13 protein-coding genes and 1 riboswitch are annotated in these 18,519 nt (G+C 66.3%); of the genes, 5 read left to right on the top strand and 8 right to left on the bottom strand.

The window, feature by feature from the left end; all coding sequences use genetic code 11:
• Positions 1-36: 36 nt before the first annotated feature.
• Positions 37-954, top strand: a complete 918-nt coding sequence (locus M3330_RS04690) for an alpha/beta fold hydrolase (RefSeq protein ID WP_255027195.1) — start codon at positions 37-39, stop codon at positions 952-954.
• Between the two features lie 162 nt (positions 955-1,116).
• Entirely contained in the window at positions 1,117-2,037 is a 921-nt protein-coding gene (locus M3330_RS04685) for a phosphodiesterase (RefSeq protein WP_255027193.1), read from the top strand.
• Here M3330_RS04685 and M3330_RS04680 read toward each other — a convergent pair.
• On the bottom strand, positions 2,034-3,530 hold the full coding sequence (locus M3330_RS04680) for a stealth family protein (protein WP_255028823.1): 1,497 nt from the start codon (positions 3,528-3,530) through the stop codon (positions 2,034-2,036). The two genes, M3330_RS04685 and M3330_RS04680, sit on opposite strands and share 4 nt — an antisense overlap.
• Positions 3,531-3,792: 262 nt before the next feature.
• Positions 3,793-3,884, top strand: a riboswitch (TPP riboswitch).
• A gap of 54 nt (positions 3,885-3,938) precedes the next feature.
• Here M3330_RS04680 and M3330_RS04675 point away from each other — a divergent pair.
• Together M3330_RS04675 and M3330_RS04670 are read left to right on the top strand one after the other, a co-directional pair.
• Positions 3,939-4,703, top strand: a complete 765-nt coding sequence (locus tag M3330_RS04675; RefSeq protein WP_255027191.1) for a 3-oxoacyl-ACP reductase — start codon at positions 3,939-3,941, stop codon at positions 4,701-4,703.
• Entirely contained in the window at positions 4,703-6,007 is a 1,305-nt protein-coding gene (locus M3330_RS04670; protein WP_255027189.1) for an LLM class flavin-dependent oxidoreductase, read from the top strand. The genes M3330_RS04675 and M3330_RS04670 overlap by 1 nt, the downstream gene beginning before the upstream one ends.
• 15 nt (positions 6,008-6,022) lie before the next feature.
• Here M3330_RS04670 and M3330_RS04665 read toward each other — a convergent pair whose 3' ends face one another.
• Positions 6,023-6,967 (bottom strand): type IV toxin-antitoxin system AbiEi family antitoxin domain-containing protein, encoded by a 945-nt coding sequence (locus M3330_RS04665; protein WP_050993401.1) that lies wholly within the window; start codon positions 6,965-6,967, stop codon positions 6,023-6,025.
• Positions 6,968-7,100: 133 nt separating this feature from the next.
• Positions 7,101-8,381, bottom strand: a complete 1,281-nt coding sequence (locus tag M3330_RS04660) for a serine hydrolase (protein ID WP_255027187.1) — start codon at positions 8,379-8,381, stop codon at positions 7,101-7,103.
• Positions 8,382-8,561: 180 nt separating this feature from the next.
• On the opposite strand from M3330_RS04660, the gene M3330_RS04655 reads away from it, so the two are divergent.
• A complete protein-coding gene (locus tag M3330_RS04655) occupies positions 8,562-9,608 on the top strand; it encodes a zinc-dependent alcohol dehydrogenase family protein (RefSeq protein ID WP_255027185.1) in 1,047 nt (348 codons plus the stop codon).
• 3 nt (positions 9,609-9,611) lie between these two features.
• On the opposite strand, the gene M3330_RS04650 is transcribed toward M3330_RS04655, so the two are convergent.
• From M3330_RS04650 to M3330_RS04630, 5 genes are read right to left on the bottom strand one after another with little or no spacing between them, the layout of a single operon-like run.
• A complete protein-coding gene (locus M3330_RS04650; RefSeq protein ID WP_255027184.1) occupies positions 9,612-11,849 on the bottom strand; it encodes a glycoside hydrolase family 3 C-terminal domain-containing protein in 2,238 nt (745 codons plus the stop codon).
• Positions 11,846-13,039 (bottom strand): DUF3322 domain-containing protein, encoded by a 1,194-nt coding sequence (locus M3330_RS04645; protein WP_255027183.1) that lies wholly within the window; start codon positions 13,037-13,039, stop codon positions 11,846-11,848. The genes M3330_RS04650 and M3330_RS04645 overlap by 4 nt, the downstream gene beginning before the upstream one ends.
• Positions 13,040-13,050: 11 nt before the next feature.
• Positions 13,051-16,359 (bottom strand): ATP-binding protein, encoded by a 3,309-nt coding sequence (locus tag M3330_RS04640; RefSeq protein WP_255027182.1) that lies wholly within the window; start codon positions 16,357-16,359, stop codon positions 13,051-13,053.
• Positions 16,356-16,955: a DUF4194 domain-containing protein gene (locus M3330_RS04635; RefSeq protein WP_033097366.1), complete on the bottom strand. Its 600-nt coding sequence runs from the start codon at positions 16,953-16,955 to the stop codon at positions 16,356-16,358. Before M3330_RS04635 ends, M3330_RS04640 begins: the two co-directional genes overlap by 4 nt.
• A complete protein-coding gene (locus M3330_RS04630) occupies positions 16,952-18,430 on the bottom strand; it encodes a DUF3375 domain-containing protein (protein WP_019288152.1) in 1,479 nt (492 codons plus the stop codon). The genes M3330_RS04635 and M3330_RS04630 overlap by 4 nt, the downstream gene beginning before the upstream one ends.
• Positions 18,431-18,519: the final 89 nt, after the last annotated feature.

Below are 18,519 nucleotides of genomic sequence, written 5' to 3'. Positions count from 1 at the left end.
TCTCGATCATCGAGATATTCGACAGTGGAGGTTCCGATGCTCCGGTCACCACGTACATCGTTCGCAGAATCCGACGAGGGGCGCGCCTTCTACGCCGCGTACGACGCGCTCCTCGCGAAATGGCCACGCGGCACCGTGATCCACGATCTCGACTCCCGCTTCGGCACCACCCGCGTCACCGAGTACGGGCCACCCGAGGCGCCGCCGGTGCTATTGCTCCCGGGTGCCGGCGCCACGTCGATGGTCTGGTTCGCCACCGCCGCAGCCCTGGGGGAGGCCCACCGCGTGCTGGCCGTCGACATCCTCGGCGACGTCGGACGCAGCGTCGCCGACGGTGATCCCGTACGCAACGTCGACGATCTGCTCGGATGGCTCGGGTCCGTCGCCGATGCCCTCGGGGCGACGCGGTGCGCACTCGTCGGTCACTCGTACGGCGCGATGATCGCGCTCGCGGCGGCCGTGCGCACACCCCATCGGGTCGACCGGCTCGTGCTGCTCGATCCCAACTCGTGCTTCGCCGGGATGCGGCCCGGATATCTACTACGGGCGCTTCCCGTCCTTCTCCGGCCCACCGCCGCCCGCGAACGGGCATTTCTCGGGTGGGAAACCCGAGGGGCACAACTCGATCCCGGCTGGATCACCTTGATGGCGCTCGGCGCGGAGCATTTCCCGACCGCGAAGACGATCGTGCCCCAGCGGCCGTCGCCCGAAGAGCTGGGGCGGTACACGGCCGAGACCACGGTGGTGCTCGCGCCGTTCGGGCGCGTCCACGACCCGGACAGGGTGGCACGTGCTGCACGGCAGGCCCTGCCGTCCTGCCGGATCGTCATGCTGACCGCCGGTACCCATCACACCCTCCCGATGTACCCGTGCGACGAGATCGGCACCGTGCTGCGGGATGCGCTGGGTACCGGTGCTCCTGTCGATCAGAATTATGATCCAGATCACCGATGAAGGTCGGATTGTTCGTTTCCGCAGGTCACCACGTAGTAACGGACTGTTCGCCGCAGGTTCGGGGTCTCTATGTGAGCCGGAAGTCGTGGAGCCGTAGAAATACACTCGCTACCGTTGAAAGCGACGAAGTGCCCCGAAACGGGCGAATGGAAGTGAGAAATCATGGGCAGTTCTCCGGCCCCTGAACGAATTGCCGAATACCCCAGACCTTCGCACACGCTGCTCCACCTCACCGACACCCACCTCGTCGGTGGAGACGAACTCCTCTACAGCACCGTCGACGCCGACACCCGCCTCGGACTGATTCTCGACGACATCCGTGCGTCGCAGGTCCGTCCCGATGCCCTGGTGTTCACCGGCGACCTCGCCGACCGCGGCCAGCCCGACGCCTATCGCAAGCTCCGCGGTCTCGTCGAACCGCTGGCAGCAGCGCTCGGTGCCGACATCGTCTGGGCGATGGGTAACCACGACGACCGCGCGACCTTCCGTGAAGAGCTGCTCGACGAAGCGCCTCTCGGCGCACCGATCGACGCCGTCCACACCGTGGGCGGACTTCGGATCGTCAGCCTCGACACCTCGGTCCCGGGCCATCACCACGGTGAGGTGACCGACGACCAGCTCGCCTGGCTCGCCGACGAACTCTCGACACCCGTCCCGTTCGGTACCGTTCTCGCACTGCATCATCCGCCCGTGCCGAGCGTGTTCGACATGGCTGTCCTCGTCGAACTGCGCGACCAGGCCGGTCTCGCCGAAGTGCTGCGCGGCACCGATGTGCGTGCCATCCTCGGTGGCCACCTGCACTACTCGACCTCGGCGACGTTCGCGGGCATCCCGGTGTCGGTTGCCTCGTCGACCTGTTACACGCAGGATCTGAACGTTCCGGTTGGGTCGCAGCGTGGGCACGACGGCGCGCAGGGTTTCAACCTCGTGCACGTCTATCCCGACACGATCGTGCATTCGGTGGTGCCCAGCGGAAGTTACGCCACCGCCGGGCAGCCCCACACGGCCGAGGATGCGGCGCGACGTCTGGCCGAAGCCGGCATTCGCATCCCCGAGAACCCCGACCTCACCGTTCGCGTCTAGTCGATGTCCGGTCGACCCGGGTAGTCGGTTTCCCAGGGCGCCGGAACGGGGTAGTACCGCTCGAGGAACTGCGTGACCTTCGCCGTCCGCAACTCCAGGTCGACTTCCGGTGTACTGCCGTCGTTCAGGCAGAACAGGTCGAGGTTGCGCCGGGCCAGGATCGTGTCCAGCCGTCGCAGTCCGGTCTTCGCCGTGGTGTCCACGTACGCCACCTTCGCCGTCGTCTGCTGTACCGCACGGCCGGTCAGCAGTGTGTAGTAGTGGTAGAAGGAATTCGTCACCGAGATGTTGTCGGCAGCCCGGAACGGGCTCGCCGCCGTCGCAGCGAACTCGTCCCCGAACTCGCGTTCCATCTCCGCCATGATCGACCTGCGCAACGGGACCGGGGTGTGTTCGAGGTGCCGAGTGATGGTGACCCCGAAGCGATCCTGCAAGAGCTTGCGGTTCATGCGGGCGGAGTTCTCGAATCCGCTGCGCGACGGGTCGTTCCGACCCAGCCCGATCCGCACGTCGCACTCGATGAACTTGCTGACACCCCCGCCGGAGAAGAACAGGCTCGGGCTCACCCGGCGACCGAAGAACATGTCGTCGTTCGAGTACAGGAAGTGCTCGGACAGCCCCGGGATGTGGTGCAGTTGCGACTCGACCGCCATCGAGTTGTAGGTGGGCAGCGCCGACGGGTCGGCGAAGAACTCCTCGCTCCGCACGAACGTCACACGCGGATCGTCGGCGAGCCACGCCGGTCGCGGCGAGTCGGTGGCGACGAAGATCCGCCGCACCCACGGCGCGTACATGTGGACCGAACGCAGGGCGTACTTGAGTTCGTTGATCTGCCGGTAGCGCGCCGGCGAGTCGTCACCTTCGCCGACGACGTAGTTCTGCATCAGTTTCGCGCGCTTGGCCTGGAACGACTTCGACGACCCGTCCACCCACGAGAACACGAGGTCGATCTCGAACGGGATGTCGCCGGGGTGGCGGTCGAACATGCCCTCGATCGTGGGCCACAGCTGTCCGTACCGCTCGACCGTCGTCCGGCGCATCTCGTCGCGCAGGGCGATCGTGCGGGTGAGGGCGTTCGGGCGAGGCATGATCACCTCGTCGTCGGTGTAGGTCCACAGTTCGATGTCGACTCCGTTCGACGCGCCGTACCGCATCCCGCTGGTCAGTTCGACGCGCGGGCGGAACAGCCGGAACACGCGGTCCTTCCTGTCGCGTGAGAGACGTCCGTCCGACACCGGAACCGGGCGTCGCTTGGAGCCGACAGCCTTCGAGTAGAACGGCTCGTCGGCGCATCCCTCGGCGAGCGCGGCACGCAATCTCTTCTGATCGGCACGGTCGATCGCCAGGATCGGGCGGTCGCTGTCGTCGCGGACGAGCAGGTAGTCGATGTGCGCCCGGTCGAGGACGCGGCGCAGGAGCAGTACGTCCTCGATCCGAGCCTCGTCGGGCGTCGTGGTGGTGATCGGGATGGCGTAGCGATCCTCGAACCACACCACTTCCTCGTGCCTCGCGGGGCCGCGGACGGTGGCACGGTCGAGCGGCGGAGCGTCTCCGACCTGCTGGGAAAGGGAGACGTAGGGAGCGTTGTAGGGGGCCGGCGTGTGCGTCGGAATCTCCTTTCGCGGGTCGGGGCAGGAAAGGCTCATTTTAACGCCGATCTGAGCTAAGTTCCCGGGTCGGTGATGTGACGATCCGATGAATGCCGACGCCGACGGTCTCGACGGGGTCGAGATCCCGAGGTGTAACCTGTGCGCAGGACTCGACACGGGGTGCCGGACACGGCTGAGAGAACACCCGTCGAACCTGATCTCGATTATGCGAGCGAAGGGATGCCGAGCCGGCGCCAGGCCACAGGTCTGTCGCCCTCACGCACCCTTCCCCACACAGGGAAGGCACAGAAGATGTCATTGCAGAACCAGGTCGTCCTCGTCTCCGGTGCCGGGCGCGGCCTCGGCCACAGAATCGCGCAGGCGTTCGCCGACGAAGGAGCCGCCGTCGTCCTCGATTACCGGCGCAGCGGCGAGGGCGCTCACGAACTGGCCGACAAGATCGGACCCGAGCGGGCCGTCGCTCTGAAGGCCGATGTCACCGACCGCGCCGAGGTCGAAGCGCTGTTCGCGCGGGCCCGCGAGCACTTCGGACGTCCCGTCACCACGGTCGTCAACAACGCCCTGCCCGACTTCTCGTTCAACGGCGACGCCCGCGTCAAGGCGGACGAGATCGGATACGCCGAATTCGGTGCCCAGTTCGACGGGGTCGTCGGTGGTGCCGTCAACGTCATCCAGGCCGCGCTGCCGGGCATGCGGGAAGCCGGCGGCGGCAGCGTCGTCAACATCGGCACCAACCTGTTCCAGCACCCCGTCGTCCCGTACCACGACTACACCGCCGCCAAGGCCGCGCTGCTGTCGCTGACCCGCACCTTCGCCGCCGACCTCGGCCCCGACGGGATCCGCGTCAACATGGTCTCCGGTGGGCTGCTGCGCACGACCGACGCATCGTCGGCGACCCCCGAAGCGGTGTTCGACCTCATCGCGTCGTCGACGCCGCTGCGGAAGGTCACCACCCCCGAGGATTTCGCGGCCGCGGTGCTGTTCTTCGCCTCCGACTGGTCGCGGGCCGTCACCGGGCAGAACCTGGTGGTCGACGGGGGACTGGTGATGAACTGATGACCGGACCACGCACCCTCCACCTCAACGCCTTCCTCTACGGCGTCGGGCACCACTCGGCGGCATGGCGCCATCCCGACTCCGCCGCCGAACGCATCGGCGACATCACGTATTTCGAGGAACTCGCCCGCACCGCCGAACGAGGACGCCTCGACGCCGTGTTCTTCGCGGACGGTCACAGCGTCAACCCGAAGTACACGGCGGGCACCACCTGGTTCCTCGAACCCCTCACCGCGCTGGCGGCCATGGCGCGCGCGACCGAGCACATCGGTCTGGTCACCACCGTTTCTGCAAGCTTCTTCACGCCGTTCCACGCGGCACGGATGCTGGCCTCGCTCGACCACATCAGTGGTGGCCGCGTAGGAGCCAACATCGTCACCTCGATGTTCGACGAGGAAGCGCGCAACCACGGATTCGACGCGCTCCCGCCGCACACGGAGCGATATGCCCGGGCAGAAGAGTTCATCGAAGTGCTGTGCGCACTGTGGGATTCGTGGGACGACGGCGGTGTCCTCGTCGACCGGGTCGGCGGCAGGTTCCTGGACTCCTCCGCGATCCGTCCGATCCATCACCGGGGCAAGCACTTCCGCGTCGACGGTCCCCTGACCGTGCCGCGGTGCCCGCAAGGCCGACCCGTGCTGTTCCAGGCGGGGGCGTCGGAGACCGGGCGCAACCTGGCGGCCCGCCACGCCGAGGCCGTCTACTCCGTCGCGTGGGACATGACCGCGGCGATCGAGTACGCCACCGACCTGCGCGCGCGGATCGCCGCGGCCGGCAGGGATCCCGGTACGGTCGCCATCCTGCCCGGGCTCGTCACCTACGTCGGTCGCAGCGAGGAGGAGGCGTGGGCGAAGAAGGCGGAACTCGATGCGCTCCTCGACGTAGATGCTGCCATCACCCAGCTCGGCGTGTTCACGGGTCAGGACTACACCGGCCACGACCTCGACGCTCCCGTCGCCGACCTGCCACCCATTGAGGAGTTCACCGGGCCGCAGGGGCGCTACGCGACGGTGCAGCGCATCATCGAGACCCGCCGTCCCACCCTGCGCGAACTGCTCGGCTACCTCGCCGCGGGTGGTGGTCACGCGACGATGATCGGCACCCCCGAGTCCGTCGCCGACAGCATCGAGGAGTGGTTCAGCGCGGGTGCCTGCGACGGCTTCAATCTGATGTGCCCCGCCTATCCGGATTCCCTCGACGACTTCGTCGACCTCGTCGTCCCGGAACTGCAGCGTCGCGGCCTGTTCCGGACCGAATATCCCGGCTCGACCCTGCGCGACTCGCTCGGTCTGAAGACGGTATAGCGGAGCGCGAAGCGGTCATCGGAGCGGGTTGTAGCGCGCGCCGATGACCGTTTCGCGCTCCAGAGCAGCCCGACGTGCCTGCTGCCGACGACGTGCGCGCTCGAACCGATCGACGACGACGTGGAATCGCGACAGCTCCGCCCAGTTCCAGCGGATCACCTCCAGCCCGAGATCCCGTAGCGCATCCTCGCGCTCCTTCTCAGCGAGCAGATCGTGGCGCTCGGTGTACTTTCCGGCACCGTCGAACTCGCCGACGATGCCGAGTTCGCGCCACAAGAAGTCCACGCGGTACCGGCGTCCGTCACGAACGACGATCTCGTGCTGCAGGTCGGGCATCGGTAGACCCGCCTCGATCATGTGCAGCCGCGACAGCGACTCCCCGACACTCTCGCTCCGGCCGTCGACGAGGCGCGCGACCGACTCCGCCGCGACGATCCCGGTCCTACCTCGACATGCAGCAAGGATCCGGGGCAGGTCGAGATGCGCCGTCGGATCCGCACGCAACGCCGAATCGCCGATGACGAGAGCACGCGGACGCGACAGCGTGCGCGCGACGTCGACGACGGTACGAGCGAGCGACGTGACGCGCAGACCGTCCACGTCGACGACGTCGCCGTCCAGGTCGGAGGTGTGGATGTGCAGGTCGTCGCTCACCCGGCAGCTGCGCGTCGGTGGGCGCGTGACGTGGATCCGTCCCAGCGGCGCGTCCCACACGTCGAGGCCGTGGACGACCGCGGCCGTCACATGACTGAGCGCCTCGTCGACATCGAGACGAGAGCCGACGAGGCGTGCCCGGGCGAGGTGAACTCCCACGGGGCCGAGGGCGTCGACGTCCTCTCGTGTCATGTACGTGCCGCGAGCGATCCTGACGAGCCCGCCGTGCCGGAGCCGTGTGCGCACCGCACGATCCGATATGCCGGCCTCGGCGAGCATCGCCCTCGTCCACACCTGTCGGGTCATGGACCCGATCTTCGGGCACGGCCGGACCCGATCCGGGGCCGTCGCACTCCGATCGCCTCGGTCTGTGGAGAACACGAATGCCTGTGGACAACCACGTGACGCGGCCGTGCTCGCCCACCGGACGCCGGTACGATCAGCCTCCCGGCGTCGGCACGGGAGTGCTTTCCTCCGCTCCGGGAGCGCGTGCCGGATCGCTCGGCGCCTGATAATCGGAGCCGTAGAAGATCGGCAGGATGCCCTTGACGAGGGTCAGCGCCGAACCTTCACCCGAGGGCACCGTCGACAGATTCGTGGCGATGACGATCGTCAGGTCGGTGTCGGGGTCGTGTCCCATGAAGGTCATGAAGCCGGGAAGCTGACCGTCGTGCCCGAGCAGGGGACCGAACTGCGCCATGCCGAGTCCGTATCCGGCGGTTCCCCCGCCCACCGACTGCACGCTGTCGAGCCGGGTATTCTGCATCTGCTCATCGAGCAGACCGCCGCCGACCAGTGCCTTCACATAGGTGGTCATGTCGTCGACGGTGGAGATCGCGGCGCCCGCGGTCCACGCCCAGGAGGGATTGTCGTCGGTCACGTCATTCGGCTTCAGTGTTCCGGCGAGCGCTGCGGCCTGCTGGTCGTCCGGCAATTCGAAGGTATCGATGGTGGAGACGTTGGTGCCGAACATGTAGCCCCGCGGATGCGGATCCGGGATCGAGGAATCCTCGATCGCCGGGAACGAGGTGTTCCCGAGTTCGAGTGGAGCGAAAATGCGCTCGTCGAACGCATCCGCCACCGGCATGCCCGTCAGTTCCTCGATGACGAGCCCGAGCAGCACCGTATTGGTGTTGCTGTATTCGAACTGTTCCCCGGGCGGGAAGTTCACGGGCCGAGAGAACGCGATCTGCAGCAACTCCTCCTGCGTCCACACCTTCTCGGGTTCGCGGTCCAGTGTCGCATTGAACTCCGGGTCGAAGGTGTAGCTGTACAGGCCGCTCCGCATCTCGGCGAGCTGCGCGATGGTGATGGTGTCGCCGTTCGGGACACCGTCGATGTACTTCGAGATCGGGTCCTCGAGCGACACGCGACCTTCCTGCACCAATTGCAGGATGGCGGTGACGGTCATCGTCTTCGTGTTGCTCCCGATCCGGAAATGATCGTCGGCGGAGATCGGATCGTCGGTGTCGAGGGTGGACGTGCCGAACGTGCCGGTCCAGTCACCGCGGTCGGGGGAGCTGATCTGTATCACCGCGCCGGGAATGGCGTTGTCGCGCATCAACCGGTCGACGGTCGACTCCACCTCCGCCACATACTCGGGCCCGGCCTCCTCGGAGGAGGCAGGGGGCGTCGCGGATTCGGGCTCGGTGGTGTCGGAACTGCACGCCGAGACGGCCAGTACGGCCACCGCCACGAGTGAGGTTGCGAGTGTCTTCATCGATCGTCTGCTTTCGGGATCGGTGGTCCCCGAAAGAGCAGGGGACTCTGTGGTGGTGTCACGAATCCGGACATGTCCCGCTGTCGAGGTGAATTTTTCACCCCCTCCGAACGATTCCGATCGCAGTGTCCCTCATGTCATCCTTGGAACAGGGCCGAATCCGTGTACGGAGGTCAGATCATGAAGGCACTGGTGTTCCACGGGCCGGGGAAGCGATCCTGGGAGGACGTTCCCGACGCAACCATCCAGGACAGTACCGACGCGGTGGTGCGGGTCGACGCGGTCACCATCTGCGGCACCGACCTGCACATCCTCGGGGGGGATGTGCCCGAGGTGACCGACGGCCGGATCCTCGGCCACGAGGCCGTCGGCACCGTGGTCGAGGTGGGGGACGGAGTGCAGACACTCGCTCCCGGCGACCGAGTGCTCGTCTCGTGTATCACCGCGTGCGGTACGTGCCGCTTCTGTCGCGAGAGCCGGTACGGGCAGTGCCTCGGCGGCGGCGGCTGGATCCTCGGGCACCTGATCGACGGCACCCAGGCCGAATTGGTCCGAGTTCCGTACGCCGACAATTCGACCCACCGCATTCCCGACGGCGTGAGCGACGAGCAGATGCTCATGCTCGCCGACATTCTGCCCACCTCCTACGAGGTCGGCGTACTCAACGGCCGTCTCCGGCCGGCGGACGTCGTCGTCGTCATCGGAGCCGGACCCATCGGGCTCGCTGCGATCCTCGCCGCACGACTGTTCAGTCCGAGCCGCATCGTCGCCGTCGACCTCGCCGACAGCCGGCTCGACGCGGCGAAGGCATTCGGGGCGAACATCGTGGTCAACAGCGGTCGCGACGACGTCGCGACGGTCGTCCGCGATCTCACGGGAGGTCTCGGCGCCGATGTCACCGTGGAGGCCGTCGGCTATCCCGAAACGTTCGAACAGGCGGTCGCGCTCGTCAGGCCGTGCGGACACGTCGCGAACATCGGCGTGCACGGCAAACCTGCGACCCTGCACCTCGAGGACATCTGGATCAAGAACCTGACGATCACCACCGGCCTGGTCGACACCTACTCGACGCCCACACTGATCGGTCTCGTGAGCAGTAGTCAGCTCGACACGTCGCCGATGATCACGCACCGGTTCGCGCTCGACGAGTTCGAACAGGCCTACGACGTGTTCTCCCGCGCCGGCGAGACCGGTGCGCTGAAAGTACTCCTCACGGCCGGGTCGTGACGCTCATTCCTGCTGATCGGCGATATCGAGAAGTTGCTGGATCTGCTCCGGCTCGACCCCCGGAGCGAACCCGGCGAGACGACCGAGCGGCATCGACGCCGCCATCTTCAGAACACTCTCGTCGACCCCGACCTCGCCGCCGAGCGAACCGAACGCCTGCAGGACGATCTCGGCGGCCGCGGGGTTCTGGAACAGTTCTCCGAGAGACGACTCCATCGTCAGCGGAATTCGCACCGCGTCGCCCGTCACGTCGACGGTGAGCGTCTGCCGGATGTCGCGGCTCGACGCACCGATGTCGATGCTGTACGTGCCACCTTCGACCACCCAGGAATCGACGCGGGTGTCCCAGTAGGCGAGGTCGTCGCGTCGGATACTCACGGCCACACGTTGCGATTCGCCGGAATCCAGACGGACCTTGGTGAAGCCCTTCAACTCTCGCGGCGCCCGAGCAACGGACGAACCGGGTGCACCGGCGTACACCTGCACGACCTCGGCGCCCGCACGCCCACCCGTGTTGGTGACGGTGACCTGCACCGTGAGATCGCCGTCGGATTCCACAGCGGCATCGGAGTATTCGAACGTCGTGTACGACAAGCCGTGACCGAAGGGGAAGGACACGTCGAGGCGACGCGCGTCGTACGAGCGGTATCCGACGAACAATCCTTCTCCGTACCGCACATGGCCGTGTTCGCCCGGGAAGTTCGTGTGCGCCGGGGTGTCCTCGAGCCGGATCGGGACGGTCTCCGCGAGGCGGCCGCTCGGATTCACGTGCCCGTAGAGCACGTCGGCGACGGCGCCCCCACCGGCCTGCCCGAGCAGCCACCCTTCCACGATCGCAGGAACACGGTCGGCGAAGCCACTGAGCCGCACGACACCGCCGTTCGACAACACGACGACGACCTTCGGGTTCGCCGTCAGCACAGCATCGAGCAGCGCGGTTTGACGCTGCGGGAGTTCGAGGTCGTCGCGGTCGAAACCTTCGGATTCGAGTTCGGCGGGTACACCGAGGAACACGACCGCGATATCGGCGTCTGCGGCACGCTCTACCGCCTCGTCGACGAGTGCGGGCGAGTCCGATCCGTCGAGCGCGTAACCGGCGGCGAAGGGAACGTCCCGGCCGGACAGCGACCGGATCTCGTCGAGCGCGTTGTCGAGGCGCGTCGGTTCGATCCGGGACGATCCAGCGCCCTGGTAGCGCGGCGTGCGGGCCAGTTCGCCGATCACCGCAATGTTCGCGTCGGTGGCGAGGGGGAGCAGGTCGTTCTCGTTGCGGAGCAGCACGATGCTCTGCGCGGCCACCTCGCGTGCGAGGGCGTGATGGGCATCGGCGTCGAAGGTCGCGCCGGGATCGGACGCAGCGACGGCCTTCTGCACCAGTTCGATCACCCGCGCGGCTGCCGTGTCGAGGACCGATTCGTCGACCGTGCCCGCCCGTACCGCCGCGACGATCTCGGCGTCCGTACGACCTCCTGTGGACGGCATCTCGAGATCCAGACCTGCCGCGAGGGACGCGACGCGGTCGTCGACAGCACCCCAATCGCTCACGACCAGACCCTCGAAACCCCACTCGCCGCGCAGGACGTCGGTGAGCAGCCACGGGTTACGGGACGAGTACACCCCGTTGATCCGGTTGTACGAGCACATCACCGTCCACGGCTGCGCGTCGCGCACGACCCGCTCGAAGGCACGCAGATAGATCTCCCGCAGTGGCCGCGGGTCGACGTCGGCGGAGACCCGCATCCGGTCGGTCTCCTGGTTGTTCGCTGCGAAGTGCTTGAGTGACGCACCGACACCCTGCGACTGCATGCCGTGCACGAGCGCAGCGCCCAGAACACCCGAGAGCAGCGGATCTTCCGACAGGTACTCGAAGTTCCGGCCGCACAATGGGGAGCGCTTGATGTTGATACCGGGCCCGAGCAGGACACCGACCTGCAGTGCGCGGGCCTCCGCTCCCAACGCCGCGCCGACGCGCTCGAGCAACTCCGGGTCGAAGGAACACCCCAGCGCGACGGCAGGCGGGAAGCAGGTCGCGGGCACGGACGAGTGCAGACCGAGATGGTCGCCCTCGGCGGTCTGCTTCCGCACACCGTGCGGCCCGTCGGTGAGCATGATCGAGGGGATGTTCTCGCGCGCAACCGGTTCGGTGTGCCAGAAGTCGAGGCCGCTGGTGAGCGACGCCCTCTCCTCGACGGTCAGTCGCGCCACGATCTCGAGGGGTGAGCGGAGGGCCGGTTCGGTCATGAGACTCCTTCTCCAAGCGCGGTCGGATCCATCCTGGTCGAGTCTCGATCATGTCCGATCGCGCCGGTGAAGGCGCGGGCAAGTTCCTCCATCACGTGCGGCCACGGAATCCGCTCCTGCTCGAGGCGGAGTCGTTCCACGCGCAACCGCGTGAAGACCTCATTTTCCGCGGGCGTCAGTCGCATCGGCACGTGCGAGCTGGGGGACGGTTCCTCTACCGCGAGAGCACTCCACGCTTCCAGGGTGTGGAGGTCCATGAGGAAACTGCGCACGTCAGGCAGGTAAGCGCGGAAACGGTCGAGAATCACGAAGCCGTGCGTGTCGAGATCACCCCAGTAAACGACATCCGAGTCGGCGAGCCAGGATAGTGCGGCCAGTTCGTGCACTGCGTAACCACTGCCGTGTACGGCCACGGTGCCCGGCAGATCAGGCAGCGCATGGAGGCCCTCTTTGTTCTCGAGGACCAGTATGCGCTCCGGGTGGAGCGGCAACTCGGCGAGCTCGTCCAGCGGCGCTGCACAATGTCGCGGTGCCGTGGGTAGCAAGGTGCGGTCACAAACCGCAATTTCGCACAATCGAGGCACCGAACGCACACCGAGGTCACGATTCCCCACAGCGCCTTCGAGAAGTACCTCGACCAGTCCGCGATGCCGCGAAATCCACTTGGTATCCACACCGGGCACCGGAAGCTGCCGAATGAAAACGCCCGAAGCCGGATGGTCGGCCAGCCACCGGACCACGCCGACAAGGCGCACGAAGTCGGCTTCGCCGAGTTCGAGCCACCGTGAAAGCGTCGAGCCGATCGCGTCGGCAAGCGCGGGGGTACCGGGTGCCAGAATCTCCACCAACTGCACCCGCCGGGCGGTGAGCCTGTGCCATTCGGACATCCGGCCTGCCGCGGCGGCAATCTCACCGGGACCTGCAAACACGACCCGCACCGGCACATCCTGCGTGCCGAAGCTCGGCCAGCGCCGCGTCTCCCAGTGCACGCGACCGATTCCGCGGTGCATCTGCCAGGCGCGCACCCATGCGACCACGGCGTCGGGATCCTCCGCGACCTGCCGTTCCGAGGGTGGGTGCAACGCAATCGACAGTGAATCGGATTCGGCTGCAATTGGATCGGCCACCCACTTGCTGCGACGATTCCGGTAGGCCGTCTCTGCCCTGGTACTTACGGCTGACGGCGGCACGCACACTGTACTCACTCGCGGGGCTCCTCCGCGCTGCGGATCGGCAACAAGGCCAGCTGCGAGTACTTCTTGTCCCTGATGCTCACCGCGGCCACCCCATCAATGTAATCGTCGAGGGTTTGCAGCAACTTCAGCGGCGTCGCGAGCACCATATGGAAACCGAATCGGGTGAACACGTCGAGTGCTCGCCGCGTGTACGCAGGATCTGCACGGTCGAATGCCTCGTCGAGGATCACCGTGCCGTAGCGCGGCAACTCTTCCCCCGATGCCGCCAGCTGATAGCGCAGGGCGGCGGCGAGACAGAAGAACACCAGTTTCTGGGCCTGCCCACCCGACAGGCCGGAGCTGGAGTCGTGGAAATTGACGTCCACGCCCTCCCCGTCGACCTCGACTCCGATGAAGCCGACGTGCAGGCGGGTGTCCAGTACCAACTGCCGCCAGCGCCGGTCGGCGAGTTCGCCCGAGTCGAGGCGTTCGAGGATCCGCTCCATCTGTTCGAACCGTTGCTCGGCGGCGACCCGGTCCTCTTCCTTGAACGAGCCGCTGACAATGCGCTGCAGTTCCGCGAGGAAATCGGCCGCGGCAGGCGAACGCCGATCCTTCACATCGATCCGCAGAGTCCGGTCGGTGTCGAACGGAGAACGCCGGAGCGATTCGTTCACCGGCTCGATACGGGAACGGATCTCGCCCGGTGCCCTGCGGATCGCGCGGGCCAGCTCTCCGATGTTGCGGCTCGATTGGTCGTTGAGTAGCCGGAAGAACTCGTCCTCGTATGCGGGTAATCCGTCGTTGCGCAGTCGAGTGAGCACCGCGAGAGCATCGTCTACGTACTCTGCGTCGGAGCGCATCTCGGCGCGTCGTGACTCCCATTCGGCGAGATAGGCGGTGAGGATCGCGGTGATGCGCCGCTCGGCGTCCGTGGTTCTCGTGAGCGCCGCACGGTGCTCGTCCGTGATGGTTCGTCCGACGGTATGCAGCAACCGGTCGATGTTCTCGCTCGTCAGTCGACGTGCGGCAGCATCGAAGCGTGCGCGGATGCGCTTGTCGATCCCGTCGGGAACCGCCGAATCGGCGTGTGCTTCCACTTCTGCAAGCCGCTGCCGAGTGTGCTCCACATCGCCACGGTGGCGTTCGAGACCGGATCCGGCTGCGGTATACGCTGCGCGGGCCTCCTTCTCCTCGGTTTCCGCACGGGCAAGATCGAGCGTGAGCGAGGCGTACTCGGCATTGCCCTGCAACCATCCCTCGAGTCGATGCTCGATCGCGCCAACCGCTGCCTCGGCCGCTTCGACGTCGATGTCGGCCCAGGTCGTGTCGAGGATGATCTCCGCCGCGTGTCGACGCTGCTGTACCGTGCGCTCTGCGTGCTCGAGCAACTCCTGCCGACGTTGCAGGCGGGCGATCTCGGACTCGACCTCGCCGATGCGGCGACGCAGATCGGAGAGCTTGGTTTCGTTGTCGAACCCGAGCACCCATCGGCTGCGGTCGTCGACGCGGTACCTGTCGTCCTTCTCGTGCCGCTCGCCGCCGTGCTTGACCTGACCGGCCCGGGTCACGCCGCGCGGCACACCTCTCAGGTCGTCGACGGTCGCCACGCACGCATAGTCGAAACGCTCGGCGAGGTGGTGCTGCAGCCACGCTGCGAGCGGTCCCGGCCGCACGTCCAGTTTTCGAACCAGCGATTCATCACCGCTCGCCGGGGTGGCAGACCGGCCGGAACGAGTACGCACCCGGCGGTACACCAACCGGGTGCCGAGATGCTGCGCGTCGACCACTGCTGCAACGCGTGAATAATATTCGTCGGGTACGAGCATCGTGCGAGCAAGCCCGCCGAGTACGCGCTCGATGGGGCCGGTCCACTCGGCATGCTCGGAGCGCACTTCGAGGAGTTCGCCCGCGAAGTGCAACATGTCTTCGCTGAGACCAGCTGCGGTGCAGACCAGTTCGCGTATCCGCAGTAGAGCGGGATCGAGATTGGAGCGTCGTCGGGCGAGCAGCTCTCGGTCGGCGATGAGTTGTCGGTGTTCGGAACGCAGTGTGCCGAGTGCTCGCACCACCTCGTACACATCGTTTCTGCGTGTACCGACTGTCGCGTCGAGCTCACGCAACTCCGTTTCGAGCTGGGCTCGCAGATGCGCGAACTCCTCAGCGGTGGTCGGTGCCTCTGCTTCCCACGATCCGACGGCGGTGTCGAACCTGCTCCGTGACTGTACGGTCCGAGTCAGGTCGGCTTCCGCCGCGTCGCGTTGCAGCCTGAGAGTGGACAACCGTCCACCGTCGGTGGTTTCGAGCCGCACCCGCAGATCGAGGGTGCGCTCGGCCGCGCGCTCGGCTTCCACCGAGGTCTTGTCGACGGCAGTCTGCAACAGTCCGATCTGTGCGTAGGCCTCGTCGAGCTTCTCTCGCAGCAGATCCACCGTCATCCGGGCATGCACGGCGTCGAGGTGGTCGTTCTCTTCCTGTAGTTCGCGTTGTTGCTGGAGGCCTCGGCGGCGAACCTCCGCGAGACCGACAAGGGGATCGAGTGCCTCGACTTGCCGACGCGCGTCGACGACGACACGGTGCGCCTCGCGCAGGTCGCGGAACTGGGACGTCGCGCGATCGGCCATCGCGAAGGTGTCGGGTTCGTCGAGCATGTAGTCGCGCAGCAACTGATCGAGACTGTTCAGACTCTTGGCCGACAGTGTTCGGTGCAACAACCGTTGGGCCGCCTCCGACGAAATGCCCAGCTTCGCGCGGAAGGCGCGAGCGAACGGCGTGTAACTGGGATTGACAGTAGCCCCGGGCCAACGCTTTCGGATGCCCCGGGTGTCGATACCGCGGCCGGCGAACGGCTCGAGATCGATCAGGTCGAAATCAAAATCGAAGATCAGATGCAGGTGAGAGACATCGTTGTTCGCGTTGGCTCCACGCCGCAGGTGCATGAGCTTGACGAGCGTCACGGGCGCGGCACCGTCGCCGGTGCGGTAGGTGAGCGCGACGGCACTCCAGGTGGCGCCCGTACGTAGATAGGAAGCGGTCAGGGAGTCGGTATCGACATCGGCTTCGCGCCGCCACGCACCGCGGATGTAACTGACGAAGTTGCGCCCGGAACCGGCCGCGGATTCCTGCGCGGCCGCGTTGAATCGGACACTGCCGCCCGGCATGAGCACCGTGGAGATCGCATCGATGAGAGTGGATTTTCCGGATCCCGACGCGCCGGTGATCAGGAAACCCTTGCGCGCAATCGGAATGTCGTGGTGACCGTGAAAGGTTCCCCAATTCACCACCTGCACGCGGGCAAGCCGGAACTGGGACGGGTGGGGAGGGGTGGCCGTCACGGCTGACTCTCCGCGACGATGTGCCGGAACTCCGCTTCCACAGCAGCAACCTGATCGGCATCGAACAACTGCCGCAACACCGGAGAGACTTCCATCCGACCCTCCGTCGACGTCGACGCGAGAAGGCTGTACTTCTTCAACTTCTCCCACGAAGCGTTGACCCTGCGCCGGAAACCGGCCGGGTCGGTACTCGTGGCCGCACGGTACATCTCGAGCTGCCCGGCCATTTCGTCGAAATCGACGATGACCCGATCACCGGGTTGTGCGCGGAGGAGCAGCTGCCGCAGCGACAACAGCATCACGGTGTCCATGAATGTCAATCGCTCGGTGCGCAACACTGCGGGGGCCTTGTGATCGCCGGTTTCGGCGGGACGGGTGAATGCGAGCTGTTCGTCCTCGTCGACGACGAGATCGAGAAACACATCGGCCAACCGAGAACGCAGCACGCGCTCGTCGCGGATCACCGTCCGCCACACCTCGGGATGCTTGCCGGCGGTAATGAGCGGACCCTTGAGGAGCTGGACCAATGCGCGCCGGGTGTCGAGTTCGAGTTCGCCGGTGTCGCCGGGATACAGCCCGGTCGTGGTGTCGGTCATAGGCTGTCCTGTTCCAAGGTGGTGAAGGCAGGATCGGTGGGATCGAACAGATGCCGGCGTACCGTGGCCACCCGTTCGACGCCGGATGGGGAGCTCCAGCAAATCTCCTCATCGCCCTCCACGCGGTGTCCGTGCTCGACGGCGAGAACCAGAAGCCCGATGGCGCTTGCCAACCCTTGGGTTGCGGGATGTTCGCGCAGGACCTCGCCGATCGTCGCGCTACCGCGCACGCGCAGTGTGGCCGCTATGCTACCGACCAGCTCGTCCATGTCGATTTCCGATTCGCGGACGATGCGCCGCAGATCGTCGAGGTCGACCTCACCTGGCGTCTGCGACACCACCGGTTCGGCCACCAGATCGTCTGCGGGATTGTGCAACTGTAATGCCGCGACCGATTCGATACTCATGCCGATCCGCACCAGGTCGAGGTCGAGCGGTTCATAAGGCTTGCGGTGGGGTGCCACCTGCAGAGCGTGCTGTTGCGCCGAGCGCAACAGACGTTGCAATCGGCGATGTTCCTCGTAATGGCGGGACTGCACGAAATGCCGCAGTGAGCGTGACAGCGACGTCATCGTCGCATGCACTTCGCCACCTGCGTCCTCCATCTCGGTGAGCAAGGATCGGAACCGATGACGTTGCTCGGGAGACAGGCTCCGGGCGAACGGACGAGTCAGTACCGCCTCGATCCAGTCGTCGAGCTGTGCAGACCGTTCAGGATCGATGATCATGTCGTAGAACCCGGTGAAGCTGCGTCCTGCATCGGAACTGCCGATGAGGTCGACACCTCGGAAGACCTCGCCCAGAGTGTCGCCGCGGTCGCCTTCGTCGTCGAGGATCCGTGCGCGCAACTCGCGATTGAGCCCTTCGAGTTCGGCCCGTACTCGTGCGAAATCCCCGGGGATCTCGCCGGCAAGCGCGAGGATCTCCGACACGCGTTCCGCGGCCCGTGGGCCATCGAGGACAGGGAAGTCGCCGGATTCCACCGCTGCGATCTGCCGGTCGAGTGCGTCGCGCTCGGCCCGCAGCGTTGCCAGACGGGTTTCGCTCCGTGGGTCCGAATCGCGAGCCAGCGCCTGCAACTGGCTCGACAGGGTTGTCAGTCGTGATTCCGTGATCGAACTGGTGTCGGTCGTCAGTTGCGCAACGAAATTCAGTGCGACGAATGCGGACTCGGTCGGCTCCAGCGTCTCTTCGCGCGAGCCCGTATCGGCACGTCGGAGCAGAAATCCGGCGCGCACCCAATCTGCGCAGTAGGCCTGGGCGGTGCGTGGAAGGTCGAATCCCTGGTCGCGGAGGTCCTGCAGGTCTGCGTCGAGGCGGGCGAACAGTTCGGGGGCGGGAAGTCGCCGGGTTCCCCGATCGAAGTGTCGTCCCAGCATCCCGAGGATTGCGGGGGCGTGGTCGGCGCGCAGCAGCGTCCACGCGGCGTGCTGATCGCGCAGCCGCGTCAGGCGGTACAGGTCGGCAGTCGACACAGCTTCCCTCTCGCTTCGATCGCGCCCATGGTGGCACACGCCTACGACAACCGTCTCCTACGGGATCGGCTCGATGTCGGGGCGGTGAC

It is taken from the genome of Rhodococcus sp. GA1, assembly GCF_024321955.1.
Classification (GTDB): Bacteria; Actinomycetota; Actinomycetes; order Mycobacteriales; family Mycobacteriaceae; genus Rhodococcus; species Rhodococcus pyridinivorans.
Note: the sequence above shows the minus strand (reverse complement) of the source record. Positions and strands in the feature narration are given on the sequence as shown.

What these genes read in the sequence shown, in the direction of transcription:
- M3330_RS04690 (WP_255027195.1), top strand. Translation starts at nt 37, where the DNA reads ATGCTCCGGTCACCACGTACATCGTTCGCAGAATCCGACGAGGGGCGC.
- M3330_RS04685 (WP_255027193.1), top strand. Translation starts at nt 1,117, where the DNA reads ATGGGCAGTTCTCCGGCCCCTGAACGAATTGCCGAATACCCCAGACCT.
- M3330_RS04675 (WP_255027191.1), top strand. Translation starts at nt 3,939, where the DNA reads ATGTCATTGCAGAACCAGGTCGTCCTCGTCTCCGGTGCCGGGCGCGGC.
- M3330_RS04670 (WP_255027189.1), top strand. Translation starts at nt 4,703, where the DNA reads ATGACCGGACCACGCACCCTCCACCTCAACGCCTTCCTCTACGGCGTC.
- M3330_RS04665 (WP_050993401.1), bottom strand. Translation starts at nt 6,967, where the DNA reads ATGACCCGACAGGTGTGGACGAGGGCGATGCTCGCCGAGGCCGGCATA.
- M3330_RS04660 (WP_255027187.1), bottom strand. Translation starts at nt 8,381, where the DNA reads ATGAAGACACTCGCAACCTCACTCGTGGCGGTGGCCGTACTGGCCGTC.
- M3330_RS04655 (WP_255027185.1), top strand. Translation starts at nt 8,562, where the DNA reads ATGAAGGCACTGGTGTTCCACGGGCCGGGGAAGCGATCCTGGGAGGAC.
- M3330_RS04650 (WP_255027184.1), bottom strand. Translation starts at nt 11,849, where the DNA reads ATGACCGAACCGGCCCTCCGCTCACCCCTCGAGATCGTGGCGCGACTG.
- M3330_RS04635 (WP_033097366.1), bottom strand. Translation starts at nt 16,955, where the DNA reads ATGACCGACACCACGACCGGGCTGTATCCCGGCGACACCGGCGAACTC.